The organism is Mucilaginibacter rubeus, assembly GCF_003286415.2.
In the GTDB taxonomy this organism is placed as follows: Bacteria; Bacteroidota; Bacteroidia; order Sphingobacteriales; family Sphingobacteriaceae; genus Mucilaginibacter; species Mucilaginibacter rubeus_A.
In genome coordinates, this window is sequence record NZ_CP043450.1 from 5,731,630 (window position 1) to 5,746,236 (window position 14,607).

Consider the following 14,607-nt stretch of genomic DNA (forward strand, 5'->3'; position numbering starts at 1 on the left):
AAAGGTGGCAAGAGCAAGGCCCCTGAATGATACACATATCAAAGCATTACTTACGAATATCTAAGGTTGGTTTATGCAGAGCTCTTAATTGACGCGGTATTAAGTGCAATAAATAAAAAATGATTATTAATCGCGAAATATTTAAATTGCATTAACCAATTAAACCTGCCATGAATAAAGTATTGATAATAGCATTGCTGCTACTAAGCACAACCCTGCAAGCTGCCGAAAAAGGAATCAAATTTGAAAAAGGACTTACCTGGGCCCAGATCAAGGCGAAAGCCAAAAAAGAAAACAAGTATGTATTTGTTGATGGCTTTACAAGCTGGTGCGAACCCTGCAAAATGATGGCGAATGAAATTTTCCCTCAGCAAAAAGTAGGGGATTTTTTCAACAAGAATTTCATTAACGTATCGGTTCAGTTTGACCAAACCAAAAATGACAACGCCGATGTTAGACTATTTTATAAGGACGCTAAGTATTTAGCGAGTACCTATAAAATTGCAGCTTATCCAACTTTTTTATTTTTTAACCCAAGCGGTGAATTAGTACACACCGTGGTTGGCGGCACAGCTAAAGCCGACGATTTTATAGCCAAAGCTAAGTCTGCCCTTGACCCGGCAACCCAATACACACACCTTAAAAAGCAATTTGAACAGGGTAAACGAGACGCGGCCTTTTTGTTGACGCTTACACATTCGGCTCAGCAAACCGGCGACATCAACTTTATACCTGTTGTGGCAAATGCTTATTTACGTACCCAAAAAGATTTGCTTACCGAAGAAAATATAAAGTTGATAACCGTTGCCACTAAAAAAAGTACAGACCCTGGTTTTGCCGTGTTACTTCGTGATGCCGATAAAGTAGACATGGTAGCAGGCAAAGGCCAAAGCGCCATAGTTGTCAACAATATCGCTTTTGACGAACTCATACTTCCGCTGCTGCGCAAGGATGGTAAGAAAGTAGATAATGGGTTTATGTATTACTATACAGGCGATATCATAACGGATGTAAACTGGGATGCAGTTAAGTCTAAAATTGAGGCACGATATCCCGGACGAGGCAACGACATGATTGTTTGTGCAAAACCGGCTTACTACCAATGGACCGGAGACAAACCGCAATTTATCGCGGCCGTTAATGCTTATGCAGCAAGACCATCAGGTTTTGACATAAATATGCTTAATTCCTACGCATGGTCTTTATATCTTGATAGCGATAATCAAGATTATTTAAAAACAGCTGCCGACTGGTCAAAATCCACGCTCACAGGCGGCAATGAAGAAAACCTGAATTACCTGAACACTTATTCATGCCTGCTGTACAAAGCAGGAGAAAAAGAAGCGGGTATTGCTGCATTTGAAAAGCTGATCAAAATAAATGGCAAAGAAAACGAAGCGTTAAACAAACAGCTCGACCAAATGAAAAAGGGCGAAAAGATCTGGTAGTGGAGGGGTGTAGAAAGCAGCTCAGGTTACAATCGGAAATCTTATACATCATGCGCAGCGTACAAGGTACTGTATGGCATGATGTGTAAGATTTTTTTGTCGGGGTTGTTTTCAGTAAAGTATCGGCAAATTAATAGTCTTCGGCATTTAAATGATCAATAAACGAATCCCCGTTTTTTGAAGGTGATTTCAATGGCTCATTTTCAAAATCACTTTTACGGCCAAGCATAGTAAAGTTCTCGGCCACAATTTCGGTAGTGTACTTCTTTATCCCTTCTTTGTCTTCAAAGGAGCGTGTACGGAGTTTGCCTTCTATATAAACCAGCTTCCCTTTTGACAGGAATTTAGCTGCTACTTCGGCCAGCCCGCGCCACATTACAATATTGTGCCATTCAGTTTGTTCAACCTTACGACCATCCTTATTAAACGTTTCGGAAGTAGCTAAAGGGAAACTCGTTACAGACACCCCACCTTCTAAATTTCGTACTTCGGGGTCTTTCCCCAAATGGCCAACGAGTATTACTTTGTTTATTCCTGACATGCCCTAAATTAACGCAAAATTATTTTACAAATTAAAAATATTTTTTAATAATATAAAAATGATTTTCGGCAATGCTAATTCCGGTAGGTTTTGAACCTTGATTTTTACCCAGTTTTCATTCATTTTGAGCGGCTGATTCTCAATTTTTATCAACCTAACAAAAAGCCGCTGATGAGTAAGAATATGTTTATGTACCGGCGAAACTTCTATTGCTTCAATATCATTACCAAAAACAGCCAAAACGGCAGGTTGTTTCAATAATTCTTCTGTACTTAAAAGCGTATCTGTTTCAGCCATAGGTAAATCATACATATTTGCCCATATATCCCTATCCCCTCTTTTGTTCATTAAAATGGCATCCCCATCGGTTACCAGGAAATAATTTAAAAAGCGTTCGCGTACTTTCAGGATTTTTAATTTAACCGGCAGGTCGGCCACTGCGTTAGTATTAAATGCCACACAATCCATTCGTACAGGGCAAATATTACAGCCCGGAGCTTTAGGTTTGCACAGCATAGCGCCAAACTCCATCATGGCCTGATTATGCAGCCCTGGCATTTTCTTATTAAGAAAATCATCCGCTACCTGCTGGAATGTTTTTTTACCTGCAGTTGAGTTGATGGGCTCGTAAATACCCAGGTATCGCGCCAGCACACGGTAAACATTGCCATCAACCACAGCCTTTGCTTCATTTGCAGCAAATGAAGCTATTGCCGCTGCGGTGTATTCACCAATTCCCTTTAGTTTTATCAGTTCGTTATAACTATCCGGAAAACGGCCATTATGAAACTCCTGCACCAGTCGCGCCGTTTTGAGCATATTACGCCCTCTTGAATAATAGCCCAGCCCCTGCCACAGTTTCAGGATCTCATCTTCATGGGCGGCGGCAAAACTGCTTACATCGGGGTATTTTTCAAGGAAGCGATAAAAGTAAGGCATCCCCTGTTCTACCCGGGTTTGCTGGAGTATAATTTCCGAAAGCCAGATCACGTAAGCATCTGTGGTGTTACGCCAAGGCAGATCGCGTTTATGCTTTAAATACCATTGAACTATTTCGTCTGTAAAATTCATCGATGTAAAAGTAAGTAATTGCAGCACCAGGAAGCCGGGAACCAGGAAACAAGAAGTTAAGAATACCGGGGATGGAAACTGAGGTTAAGAAAACTGCCACAGGAAATTCAGAAATCCGGGCCGGCCCCGCTTAAAAAAGTGTGAAAGGTAAGTGTTGCCCAGCCCTATCAGGATGGTGGATTTGCACACTTTTTTTCACACCTCTTCACAACTGGCAAACTGTATTTTGCCAATGATTTATAAGGCTCTCATACTCAAAATTGTAACGATAGTGTAGGTTTTAAGGGCTGAACAAAAAAAAAAGGATAAATATTTCGCTGTTAACGGATAAAGCAATACTTTTGCAACCCCAAAACAGTTAAGTATTTATAAAATAAAATTAAGTAAATAAGATATGACTAAGGCAGAAATTATAACTGAAATCTCATCAAAAACAGGTATAGAGAAAGTAGACGTGCAGGAAACTGTTGAGGCGTTTTTCAAAGTTGTTAAAAGCTCAATGGTTGGCGGCGAAAACGTATACGTAAGAGGATTCGGTAGTTTTGTTGTTAAAAAAAGAGCTAAAAAAACAGCACGTAACATTTCAAAAAATACTGCCATCATTATCCCTGAGCACTTCGTGCCAAGCTTTAAACCAGCTAAAACTTTTGTTGAGAAAGTAAAGTCAGGTAACAAAACCAGCAAAAAATAATTATACGCCATCATGAATAAGAAACAAATAGTCGTTAGTGCAGCCGTAGTTGTTATTATGGGCTATTTGTATTGGTTGCCCGTAAAAGGTTTAGTAAAACCAAAAGACGATAAAAACAGCAAACCGGCCATGGCTACCTCTGCAGGTGCCGCCAAACCGGCAGCTAACGTTACCGTTGATATGGTATCGGCCCCGGCCAAAGCAGCTATTGGGGATGCATTGGCGGCTAAGATCAACGACCTTGAAGCCCAGTTAAAAAAAGCATCAGACGCAGATGCACCAGCTTTGCAAACGCAACTGGCCAAACACTGGGACGATGTTAACCAGCCTGCGCCTGCAGCATTCTATTACCAGGCAGTAGCCCGTAAAGAAAACAAGGTGCAAGACTGGATAAATGCAGGTAACCGTTTTAATGATGCATATAAACTTACACAGGATACTTTATTTCAGCCCGCGTTTGTAAATAATGCAGCCGAAGCATTTCAAAATGCTTTGAAATTACAACCCGAAAGCCTTGAAGGCAAAACCGGGTTAGGCATAGCTTACGTTAACGGCGCATCCGGCCCTATGCAGGGTATAGCGCTGCTGCTTGAGGTTGTTAAAAAAGACCCGAACAATTGGAACGCTAACCTTAACTTAGGTATGTTTGCCATGAAATCGGGTCAGTATGAAAAAGCGGTAGGCAGGTTTAAAACACTGCTTGCGCAAAAGCAGGAACTGGAACCTACTTTCTATTTAGCCGAAAGCTATAAGCAATTAGGTATGAAAAAGGAAGCTATTGACGCTTACCAGAAATGCAAAGAAATGATGCCTGACCCCGTATTCAGTCAGCGCATTGATGGATATATCAAGGAATTAAATAACTAACACACATTTAAAAATTATTATTATGCCGAGCGGTAAAAAACGTAAAAGACACAAAATGGCTACCCACAAACGTAAAAAACGTTTAAGAAAAAACAGACATAAAAAGAAATAAGCGGCTTTAACCAAAGCTGAATTTACCTGCCCCCAACCGGGGCGGGTAACTTTTTATTTATTAGTGTTTTTTTACCCACTTATTAACACACGGTTTTTGCCGTTATAAGAAATGGAGTAGCAATTGATAAAAGAATTAATTATCGATTCATCCCCCAACGGGGCTACCATTGCATTATTACAGGATAAACAACTCGTAGAGCTTCACAAAGAACAGGTAAGCAACAACTATACAGTTGGTGATATTTACCTGGGCCGTATCAAAAAGATCATGCCCAGCCTAAATGCCGCTTTTGTTGACGTTGGCTATGAGAAGGATGCCTTTTTGCATTATCTTGACCTTGGTCCGCAGGTACAAAGCCTGCTTAAACTGACCAAACAGGTACGTAGCGGGGGATATCAATCTAAGCTATTGGATGGGTTTAAGCTTGAGGCCGATATCAATAAAGGAGGCAAAATCTCCGAGATATTGACCAAAAACCAGCTTATCCCGGTACAGATAGCCAAAGAACCCATATCAACTAAGGGGCCACGTTTAAGTTCCGACTTGTCAATAGCAGGCCGGTATGTTGTTTTAGTACCTTTTTCGGAAGCAATTTCTATTTCGAAAAAGATAAAAAGCAACACTGAGCGCACCAGGCTCCGTAAAGTAGTTGAGAGCATTAAGCCAAAGCATTTTGGCGTTATCATCCGTACAGTTTCCGAAGGTAAAGGAGTTGATGAGCTGCAGAAAGACCTGCTTGATCTGATCTCAAAATGGGAGCAGTTTATTACCAAGCTGCCATCTGTTGAGCCTTCAAAAAAGGTATTGGGCGAAATTGGGCGTACATCAACTATCCTCAGGGATATTTTGAACCCCGATTTTCAGCACATTTATACCAATGACAACAGTATGTTCGAAGAAATTCGTTCATACATTCATGAAATATCGCCCGATATGGAAAGTATAGTCCGCATGCACAAGCATAAGGAACCTATATTTGACCATTTTGGTATCGAAAAGCAAATCAAGGGCGCGTTTGGTAAAACCGTGAACCTTGCCGGTGGCGCTTACCTGGTAATTGAGCATACCGAAGCCCTGCACGTTATTGACGTAAACAGCGGTAACCGTACAGCCAGCAAAGAAAACCAGGAAGAAAACGCTTACCAGGTTAACAAGGAAGCCGCCAAAGAAATAGCAAGGCAATTACGCCTGCGCGATATGGGCGGCATTGTGGTGATCGATTTTATCGATATGCACAAACCTCAAAACCGTAAAGAGCTTTTTGATTTTCTGCGTGCTGAAATGCAGTACGACCGTGCTAAGCACACCATTTTGCCTCCGAGCAAATTTGGCTTAGTGCAGATCACCCGTCAGCGTGTAAGGCCAGAAATGAACATTGTTACCAGCGAGGTTTGCCCAACCTGTAACGGAACCGGCACTATAAGGCCAACCATTTTGCTGATGGATGATATTGAAAACAATTTCAATTATATCCTTACCGAGCAAAATGAAAAAGGGATTACCCTGTGCGTACATCCATATATTGAAGCCTACATTAAAAAAGGCATCTATAACCGCCAAATGAAGTGGTTTATCAAATATGGCCAATGGATAAAGGTTAAAAGCAACCCATCCTACCAGATCACGGAATTCCATTTCTTCTCATCAAAAGACGAAGAAATTAAACTGTAAAACTTTCAGAAGTGCAACTGTTTGAAAATGGCACAAATTAAAGATCTTTAAAAGAGCAGATGTTTGGATGAGCGTCTGCTCTTTTTGTTTACCACCCTCTTCTATATCTCATCAAAATTTAGCGACAGTGTAACTTACACAGGTTAAATATGATACAAATACATTGCAATATTTAAATCGCTATTTTTGAGATATGGAAATAGTTGACAAAATAAAGGAGGTTTTCGAACCCAACTTCGAACTCCTGACGGTAACAAGATCCGGCCCGGATAGCTTAAATGCAGAAGCCTATATTACCATAGATGCACAGCACGAGGGAAAAACACATAAACGGGTTTTTAGGGAGGCTGAACTTGTACAATTAAACGCAGAAGGTAAGTTAGCAGAAACAATACGGGCGCTTTGCGCTGTGATACTCACATCAGAAGATTAGCCTCTAAAAACCGCCTCGATTTCTCGGGAAAAATTACTTTGAAATAATGCGCTTCATTATCAAGCCAATCTTCGGCCGCCTCAAAAAGTACATTTAGGTAAATCTTTATTTTATCATCGGCAAGAAGTGGCAGTTCATGATGAACCAACACAATCCCCTTCTTCGCCATCCAATGAAAATCGCGCAAGCAATCATACAGTGCATTCCAATTGTTCCCAAAGTAGTCCGGAAATTCAAGAACCTCACTTAGTTTTTTTAATAACTCATCTTCTCCTCCAACTTCTGGAAGTTTAGCGATAAATTCATTTTCGTCAAAATATTTATCGGGTTCTTCTAAAAAAACAATGTTTCTCATAAGCATCTTTATTCAGTACGCGGGGGTATCCCCACGTACCCCTGGTCGAAGTTTAGCGCCAGCGTAACTTCGTCCTAAAATAAGGCAAGCATTCTGCTTGCCTACCTGAAATATTAAAAAAAGTTGGTCTGTTTCAGTTAAGCTGAAAGCTTAACCGGTTTTGGGATCGAAGTTACGCTATCGCTAAACTTCGACCAGATAGAATGTAATACTGGATCTCCCAAACAATATATCAAAAATTCCCTTACTTTACCATCGATAAAAAACCTGCTGCATTACCTATGCTTAAATATTTCCGGTGGTTTATAATAGTAGCCTTGCTACTTCCTGTGGCCTCCTGCCGCAAGCCCGGGAATGCTTCAACCGCTTTTTACTACTGGAAAACAAATTTCAACCTTAATAGGCAACAGGCAGCTTTACTAAAACAAACCGGCAACAATGCTTACATCCATTTTTTTGATGTAAGCTGGAACGATCAGGAAAAACGCTCCTACCCTAACGCCGTTGTGCAGCTTAACGAAATTCCGGCTGGCCTGAACATTATTCCCGTTATCTATATCACCAATAAAACTTTTGAAAACATTGCTGATACCGCTGTAACTACCCTTGCGTTGCATTGCAATAAGCTGATTAATGAGCTGGCCACAGAAAAGAAGATCAGCTATACCACTGTTCAGGTTGACTGTGATTGGTCGTTAAGTACCCGGCTTAAATATTTTAGTTTTTTAACTGCAGTTAAAAAACTCAGCAAAAAGCAGTTGGAAGCAACCATCCGCCTGCACCAGGTTAAATTTAAAGACCGTACAGGTGTACCGCCGGTTAACCGCGGCGTGTTGATGTTTTACAATATGGGCAAGCTCAATGCCGGCCTGCATCAGCCCAATTCAATTTACAATGAAGAGGATGCGGGTAAGTATATCGATTATCTAAGCGTGTACCCTTTAAAGTTGGATATCGCCTTGCCGTTGTTTTCCTGGGCCATCCATATTCGCGACGGCAGGGTTATACAGGTTTACGGAAAAATCGGGAGACAACAACTTACAGACCGTTCTCATTTTAAACAAATTGAAGGGCAGGCTAACTACCGCGCTACGGCAAGCTTTTTCATGGAAGGAATTTATGTAAAACAAAATGATATTTTTAAACTTGAAGAAACGGACGGAAACACATTGAACACCGCCGCCAAGCAAGTAATACAGCATCTGCCTAAACAACAACATACAACCATCATCTACTATGAACTGGCCAACATCGACCTTTCAAAATTTAACCAGGAAACCATCACGCAAATTTCTGCTCGTTTTTAGTTTATGTACACTCACTATAGCAGGTGTGATCTGGGCCTGCGCCGACTCATACGAGGAAGAGTACTCGGTTTTTACACCCGAATATTTTGTTAATAAGCAATACTCGCCATTCTTTTACACCGGTAACGAGGTTTATTATGGCTTAGGCTATACCGACGGTAGCAATACCTGGTATAACGACAATATTGTTGACGAATGGTACGAGCATTTTAATCACCAGTTCAATAAAGCGTCGCTTCAATACCTGCTCCTTAAAGCCAGCGCGGGTGCCGTTGATTCTATCTATCGTAAATCTACCGGTGCGCTTAAGGTGTTGCCTGCTAAATATCCTGCTATTGTTACCGGTAATGTATCGCCCAAAATGCTTAACGCCTTTTACAGCTACCTGAAGCTGGCCAAAAATGCCGAGGCCTATTCGGTAAACGATCAGTATTATTCGTGGGATAAAGTAAAGCCCAATCATTCGCCGGTAAACCTGGGGCCAGCGCTGGTGGGGGCTTATGATAAAGAAACCGATCCTTTTATTAAAGAACGTATCTGGTTTCAAATGGTACGTTATTACTATTTTCTGGATGAACCTTCGAACAGAACTGTGAAACTGTTTGATCAGTTTAAAGATCATTTTCCCAAAAACCTCATTTACTATCGTACAATGGGCTACGTAGCCGGGTATTATTACAGGCAAAAAAACTATGCCTTATCAAATTACCTGTACAGCCTTTGCTACGACTACACCTATAAATTGAAGATCCCGAGCTTCTGGAGTTTTCACCCGCAAAATGAAAGTGATTGGACTGCTACCCTGAAACTTGCCAAAACCCCGGAAGAAAAAATAACGCTATGGCATATGTTGGGCGTACAATACGATGCCGGCCGGGCTATAAAAACTATCGCGGCCATCAATCCCAAATCTGAAAAGCTCGATCTGCTGCTAAGTCGCCTCATCAATATCCGCGAGGTAGGAACAGGTTGGGGCAACACAACAACTGATTCGGTTAAGAAATCTGACAATGCGGGTAAACGTTTGGTAGAAGATATCGCCTCAAAAAACAATACCGCCAAGCCTTACTATTGGAATCTTGCCGCCGGTTACCTCAACTTTTTGGATAGCAACTATACCTCAGCCGGAAAGTATTATGCAACAGCAAAAAATCAATTTCCTGCCGGTGACAAAATGATTGTGGCGCAGGCCAAATTGCTGGATATGATGCTTTACATCAAAAGCCTTAAAAAAATGGATGCCAACGCCGAGGTTAAATTAATTGAGCCGCTTAACTGGCTTGCCAACCTACGCGATAATAAGCTTAAAATAAAAGATCTGCGGTTTAGCAACGCTATATCCGTTTGTAACCTGGCTATTTCCCGCCTTTATAAAAGACAGGATAACACTATCAGGGAGGTATGTTTTAACAATAACGCACAGGATTTTTACGCCGATAGCGCGAGAGTGCAGCACATGATAGATCTGCTGAACAAACCGGATAAAACTGCGTTTGAAAAGGCCATGCTTCGTTATTACCCGATAACGCTAAATAATTTATATTACCACCAGGCTATCATGCTGGCTTATCAGCAAAAATTACCGGAAGCTATTGCCCAGCTTAAAAAGATGACGCCTGAGAATTTTTTGCTTGCCGGCAACCCTTTTACCGGCAGGTTAACCGACTGTCATGATTGTGATCATGAAGCACCGCAAAAGCAAAAGTTTACGCCGTTGAGCTTTCTGCAAACACTTTATACCCTTGATAGCGAAATTAAGCAGGGCAAAAACGTTTACCGTAATGCTTATGCTGTGGCCAATGCCTATTACAATATCACGTACTATGGTAATGCAAGGCTGTTCTATGAATCGGATGTGGTAGCTACCGGCCCAACCGGCCGTTATTACTATGAAGGCGAACCACGCATGGATGATAAACTGATCTCCATGCAGGTGGCTATAAAGTATTATCAGTTAGCCCGTAAAAATGCCGCCACCGATGAGCAGCGCGCCCGTTGTACGTTTATGTTGAGCAAATGCGCACTCAATGAAGTTTATAACGATCCTGGTTTTAACGGCTACGAAAAACTTTCCGAGGGGAAAATCAGCAAAGCGGTAATCGATGCTTACTATAACTATTTCGCCGAGTTAAAGGCAAAGTATAACCAAACAGCTTATTACAAGGAGGCGTTAAAAGAATGCGGATATTTCAGGACCTATTCAGACAAAAAATAGTGCGGTAAATCCAAAAGCCCCATATTTAAATTACTAAATAATTTAGCATTTTAAATATAATCTGCATATTTGCACATCTGTAATCTGCAAATCTAAAATGGCCAAATCCAAGATCGCGTACTTTTGTCAAAGCTGTGGCTTTGAATCGCCCAAATGGCTGGGTAAATGCCCGTCATGCCAGCAATGGAACACCTTTGTTGAAGAGGTGATTGAAAAGGGCAATGCATCAGTACCGGCCTGGAAACCTGCCTCAACCAGTCAGCAGCGGGCCAATAAACCTGTGCCGGTTACGGAGATTACTTATTCCGAAGAGCATCGTTTACCTACTCCCGATAAAGAGTTTAACCGTGTTTTAGGCGGCGGCATTGTTCCGGGTTCATTAGTACTTATCGGCGGCGAGCCGGGCATAGGCAAATCAACCCTGATGTTGCAGCTTGCCCTCAACATGCCTAACCAAAAGGTGCTGTATGTGTCGGGCGAGGAAAGCGAACGACAGATTAAGATGAGGGCAGAAAGGTTAGCATCGCCCGAAGGGGGGCCTATCGGCGAAGGAGCCTATATCCTCACAGAAACCTCAACCCAAAACATTTTTAAGCAGATAGAGGCATTGGAACCAGATATGGTAGTGATAGACTCTATTCAAACGCTGCATTCGGCACATATCGAATCAACACCAGGCAGCGTATCCCAGGTTAGGGAATGTACTGCCGAACTGCTTCGTTTTGCCAAAGAAACCTCAACTCCTGTATTTTTAATTGGCCACATTACCAAAGATGGTATGATAGCAGGCCCAAAAATACTGGAGCATATGGTTGATACCGTGTTACAGTTTGAGGGCGACAGGCATCATGTTTATCGCATATTGCGCACTATTAAAAACCGTTTCGGCTCGGCATCGGAGCTGGGTATTTATGAAATGATGGGCGAGGGTTTGAGGGAAGTATCCAATCCTTCGGAGATATTGCTTTCGCACCGGGAAGCACCACTGAGCGGCATTACTATTTCTGCCACTTTAGAAGGGATGCGACCGATGCTGATTGAAACCCAGGCATTGGTTAGTGCGTCTGCCTATGGTACCCCGCAACGTACCGCTACCGGCTTTGATACCAAACGCATGAGCATGCTGCTGGCTGTGCTGGAAAAGCGCTGCGGTTTCAGGTTGGGCGCAAAAGATGTATTCCTGAACATTACCGGAGGCATCAGGGTTGAAGACCCCGCTATTGATCTGGGGCTTGCAGCGGCCATTATTTCATCGCACGAGGATATGCCAATACCCTTCAAAACCTGTTTTGCCGGCGAGCTTGGCCTTTCGGGCGAGATCAGGGCGGTAAACCGGGTAGAGCAGCGTATTGCCGAAGCACAAAAACTCGGCTTCAACCAAATCTTTATCTCCAAATACAACCTCCCTGCAAGCGGTCAGGATAAAAAGCGCATGGACCTCTCGCGCTACGATATCGACATCAAGATCGTAAGCAGTATTGAGGAAGTATTCAGTTTGTTGTTTGGATAGAAGATAAGCTTAAAGCAGAAGGCTCAAAGCAAAAAACAATTGCCCTGTACCTCGTGCTATCCTTATTATTATTTATTTAAAACTTGAGATTTGTTTTAAGCCATTGCTGTACTTCTTCCTGGCTGCTAATCTCTGCCGGAAGTTTATCATGGATCAGTTTTTCCATTTTATTGCCGGTATTGGCAAAACGATAGTCCCATATCATCATTAATTTGTTAATGAGATACACCATTTCGTTCCCCTCGTTTTTATTAAACACTGTATGATCTGGCCTGCCATTTACACGCGGATCATTCTGAATGTAAGCAGTCCATTTATAATCGGTGTAATGTAAATTTCTTCTTGAAAAAAGGATCATAAGCCGGGAATTTCTTTAAATGTACGGATAATTAAACGAACGGGGCAGAAATAGGGATTTAAAAGGGTTGGTGAACCCGTAGCAGGTAATAATATTGATATTAATTTTTTGCCGATTTAATAGTAATTTCAGCGCAGATAATTTAAGTTGATGAAAAAATTACTACTACTTACCGCTGCCTCTGCGCTTGCGTGCAACGTTATGGCACAGCAGGAACCGCAAAAAGCCATTTACTATTCCATATCATTTCCTAACGCCGCTCATCATGAGGCCGAAATAAGTATGACCATTCCGCAAGCGCCGGTTGGTAATTTCAGGGTACGCATGAGCCGTTCATCTGCCGGCCGATATGCAACACATGAGTTTGGCAAAAATATTTACAACGTTAAAGCTACCGATGTTGACGGCAAAGAGTTGCCTTTAACACAGGTTGAAGGTGATGTTTACGAGGTTGGAGAACATCCGGCCACTGTAAAAGTGAACTATACGCTTTTCGGTAACTGGACAGATGGTACTTACGCTTCTATTGATCCAAGCCACGCCCACCTGAATATGCCTGCCACTTTTATGTGGGTTGTTGGACAAGACAAACGCCCGATTACCATTCAGTTTGATGACCTGGATAAATACGGATGGAAAGTAGCTTCACAGCTTAAGCATGAAGGTTCAAGCGTGTACAGTGCTCCAAGTTTGCAATACATGATGGATAGCCCTACCGAACTGTCTAACTACAATGTTAGCAGCTGGGATGTAGTAAATACCGATGGTAAGAAAGAAAAAATAAACCTTGCCGTGCACTCGGACGATAGCCAGGCGGTGATAGATAATTTCGGGAAAATGATCCAAAAGCTGGTATTGGAAGAAAAAGCAGTATTTGGCGAACTGCCAACCTATGATTTTGGCGAATATACTTTTGTAAGCGATGTAAACCCAGCCGTGTCCGGTGATGGTATGGAACATCGCAATTCAACCTCTATAACTATCCCGGCGCCTAAAGTAGAAGGCTTTGAAAACAATCTGATGGGCGTCTACGCGCACGAATATTTCCATAGCTGGAATGTGAAACGCATCCGCCCGAAATCATTGGAGCCATTTAACTTTGAGCATGCCAACATGAGCAGTGAGCTTTGGTTTGCCGAAGGTTTTACCCAATATTACGGCGAATTATTGCTTACCCGCGCCGGCTTCAACACATTGGATGATTACACTAAAACTATTGCCGGTTTAGTTAACCAGATTTTAAACACGCCTGGGGCAGCCAAATATTCCGCCGCGCAAATGAGCCGTTATTCTGTATTTGCAGATGCGGGCGTATCTATCGACCCTAACAATAACGTTAACGATTTTACCAGCTATTATACCTACGGTGGTGCTATCGCATTAGCGCTTGACCTTCGCCTGCGCAGCGATTTTAACATGACGCTTGATGATTACATGCGTACCGTATGGCTCAACCGCGGCAAAGTAATGAAGCCGTATACCATTCCCGATCTGCAAAGCGATTTAGGCAAAGTAACCAACAATCCTAAATTCGCCGCCGATTTCTTTAAGCGTTACATCAACGGAACCGACAAAAATAATTACGAAGAACTATTGGCTAAAGCAGGCCTGGTTTTACAGAAGGTACAACCAGGTAAAGGCTGGGCCGGTCCGCTGGCTGCTACCCCAGGTCGTGGTCGCGCAGGCCAGGTACTGGCTGCCGACGCCGAAGGTCTGCCAATACTTTCAAGTACAACTATAGGTACACCGGTTTATAAAGCCGGTCTTGATGCAGGCGATGTTATCCTGAAAGTTGACGGAAAAGACATTAAAGACCAAAAAGGCTTTAGCGATATTATTGCCGATAAAAAACCGGGCGATAAAGTTACTGTAAACTACAAAAACCGCACTGGTGCTCATGAAACCACCATCACCCTTGAAGAAAATCCAAACTTCGAGGTAGTAACTTTCGAAAAGGCCGGCAAACAATTAAGCAAAGAACAGGAAACCTTCCGTAACAACTGGCTGCAATCAAAAGTCAAATAA

Annotated in this window: 13 protein-coding genes; 9 read left to right on the forward strand and 4 right to left on the reverse strand. The window is 42.3% G+C overall.

The genetic code is table 11. From position 1 onward, the window contains the following. Nucleotides 1-170 precede the first annotated feature (170 nt). Nucleotides 171-1,448, forward strand: coding sequence for a thioredoxin family protein (locus DEO27_RS22870; protein ID WP_112568964.1), 1,278 nt, complete (start codon nucleotides 171-173; stop codon nucleotides 1,446-1,448). 130 nt (nucleotides 1,449-1,578) lie between these two features. Here DEO27_RS22870 and DEO27_RS22875 read toward each other — a convergent pair whose 3' ends face one another. Beyond that, nucleotides 1,579-1,989, reverse strand: coding sequence for a single-stranded DNA-binding protein (locus DEO27_RS22875; RefSeq protein WP_112568966.1), 411 nt, complete (start codon nucleotides 1,987-1,989; stop codon nucleotides 1,579-1,581). A gap of 24 nt (nucleotides 1,990-2,013) precedes the next feature. Then, nucleotides 2,014-3,060, reverse strand: a complete 1,047-nt coding sequence (mutY, locus tag DEO27_RS22880) for an A/G-specific adenine glycosylase (RefSeq protein ID WP_112568968.1) — start codon at nucleotides 3,058-3,060, stop codon at nucleotides 2,014-2,016. Between the two features lie 394 nt (nucleotides 3,061-3,454). On the opposite strand from mutY, the gene DEO27_RS22885 reads away from it, so the two are divergent. The 4 genes from DEO27_RS22885 to DEO27_RS22900 all read left to right on the forward strand — a co-directional run bounded on the left by DEO27_RS22885 (nucleotide 3,455) and on the right by DEO27_RS22900 (nucleotide 6,837). Then, nucleotides 3,455-3,751 carry an HU family DNA-binding protein gene (locus tag DEO27_RS22885; protein WP_090534644.1) on the forward strand — a complete coding sequence of 99 codons (297 nt, stop codon included), beginning with the start codon at nucleotides 3,455-3,457 and terminating at the stop codon, nucleotides 3,749-3,751. A gap of 12 nt (nucleotides 3,752-3,763) precedes the next feature. Further along, complete coding sequence (locus tag DEO27_RS22890; RefSeq protein ID WP_112568970.1) at nucleotides 3,764-4,618, forward strand: tetratricopeptide repeat protein; 855 nt, start codon at nucleotides 3,764-3,766, stop codon at nucleotides 4,616-4,618. 235 nt (nucleotides 4,619-4,853) lie between these two features. Further along, nucleotides 4,854-6,404 (forward strand): ribonuclease E/G, encoded by a 1,551-nt coding sequence (locus DEO27_RS22895; RefSeq protein WP_112568972.1) that lies wholly within the window; start codon nucleotides 4,854-4,856, stop codon nucleotides 6,402-6,404. Nucleotides 6,405-6,597: 193 nt separating this feature from the next. Beyond that, complete coding sequence (locus DEO27_RS22900) at nucleotides 6,598-6,837, forward strand: hypothetical protein (RefSeq protein ID WP_112568974.1); 240 nt, start codon at nucleotides 6,598-6,600, stop codon at nucleotides 6,835-6,837. Here the strand turns inward: DEO27_RS22900 and DEO27_RS22905 are convergent. After that, nucleotides 6,821-7,192, reverse strand: a complete 372-nt coding sequence (locus DEO27_RS22905) for a barstar family protein (RefSeq protein WP_190295201.1) — start codon at nucleotides 7,190-7,192, stop codon at nucleotides 6,821-6,823. The two genes, DEO27_RS22900 and DEO27_RS22905, sit on opposite strands and share 17 nt — an antisense overlap. Nucleotides 7,193-7,473: 281 nt before the next feature. Between DEO27_RS22905 and DEO27_RS22910 the strand changes: the two genes are divergently transcribed. The 3 genes from DEO27_RS22910 (at nucleotide 7,474) to radA (ending at nucleotide 12,224) form a co-directional block, all read left to right on the forward strand. Beyond that, nucleotides 7,474-8,499 carry a hypothetical protein gene (locus DEO27_RS22910; RefSeq protein ID WP_112568977.1) on the forward strand — a complete coding sequence of 342 codons (1,026 nt, stop codon included), beginning with the start codon at nucleotides 7,474-7,476 and terminating at the stop codon, nucleotides 8,497-8,499. Further along, the gene (locus DEO27_RS22915) at nucleotides 8,429-10,714 is read left to right on the forward strand and encodes a hypothetical protein (protein ID WP_146749987.1); all 2,286 of its coding nucleotides are present in this window, start codon (nucleotides 8,429-8,431) and stop codon (nucleotides 10,712-10,714) included. The genes DEO27_RS22910 and DEO27_RS22915 overlap by 71 nt, the downstream gene beginning before the upstream one ends. A gap of 97 nt (nucleotides 10,715-10,811) precedes the next feature. Next, nucleotides 10,812-12,224, forward strand: a complete 1,413-nt coding sequence (gene radA, locus DEO27_RS22920; protein WP_112568981.1) for a DNA repair protein RadA — start codon at nucleotides 10,812-10,814, stop codon at nucleotides 12,222-12,224. Between the two features lie 76 nt (nucleotides 12,225-12,300). Here radA and DEO27_RS22925 read toward each other — a convergent pair whose 3' ends face one another. Continuing rightward, the gene (locus DEO27_RS22925) at nucleotides 12,301-12,582 is read right to left on the reverse strand and encodes a hypothetical protein (protein WP_112568983.1); all 282 of its coding nucleotides are present in this window, start codon (nucleotides 12,580-12,582) and stop codon (nucleotides 12,301-12,303) included. Between the two features lie 150 nt (nucleotides 12,583-12,732). Between DEO27_RS22925 and DEO27_RS22930 the strand changes: the two genes are divergently transcribed. After that, nucleotides 12,733-14,607: a M61 family metallopeptidase gene (locus DEO27_RS22930; RefSeq protein ID WP_112568985.1), complete on the forward strand. Its 1,875-nt coding sequence runs from the start codon at nucleotides 12,733-12,735 to the stop codon at nucleotides 14,605-14,607.

Coding starts and splice junctions, on each gene's coding strand:
- DEO27_RS22870 (WP_112568964.1), top strand. CDS start 171: ATGAATAAAGTATTGATAATAGCATTGCTGCTACTAAGCACAACCCTG.
- DEO27_RS22875 (WP_112568966.1), bottom strand. CDS start 1,989: ATGTCAGGAATAAACAAAGTAATACTCGTTGGCCATTTGGGGAAAGAC.
- mutY (WP_112568968.1), bottom strand. CDS start 3,060: ATGAATTTTACAGACGAAATAGTTCAATGGTATTTAAAGCATAAACGC.
- DEO27_RS22885 (WP_090534644.1), top strand. CDS start 3,455: ATGACTAAGGCAGAAATTATAACTGAAATCTCATCAAAAACAGGTATA.
- DEO27_RS22890 (WP_112568970.1), top strand. CDS start 3,764: ATGAATAAGAAACAAATAGTCGTTAGTGCAGCCGTAGTTGTTATTATG.
- DEO27_RS22900 (WP_112568974.1), top strand. CDS start 6,598: ATGGAAATAGTTGACAAAATAAAGGAGGTTTTCGAACCCAACTTCGAA.
- DEO27_RS22905 (WP_190295201.1), bottom strand. CDS start 7,192: ATGAGAAACATTGTTTTTTTAGAAGAACCCGATAAATATTTTGACGAA.
- DEO27_RS22910 (WP_112568977.1), top strand. CDS start 7,474: ATGCTTAAATATTTCCGGTGGTTTATAATAGTAGCCTTGCTACTTCCT.
- DEO27_RS22915 (WP_146749987.1), top strand. CDS start 8,429: ATGAACTGGCCAACATCGACCTTTCAAAATTTAACCAGGAAACCATCA.
- radA (WP_112568981.1), top strand. CDS start 10,812: ATGGCCAAATCCAAGATCGCGTACTTTTGTCAAAGCTGTGGCTTTGAA.
- DEO27_RS22925 (WP_112568983.1), bottom strand. CDS start 12,582: ATGATCCTTTTTTCAAGAAGAAATTTACATTACACCGATTATAAATGG.
- DEO27_RS22930 (WP_112568985.1), top strand. CDS start 12,733: ATGAAAAAATTACTACTACTTACCGCTGCCTCTGCGCTTGCGTGCAAC.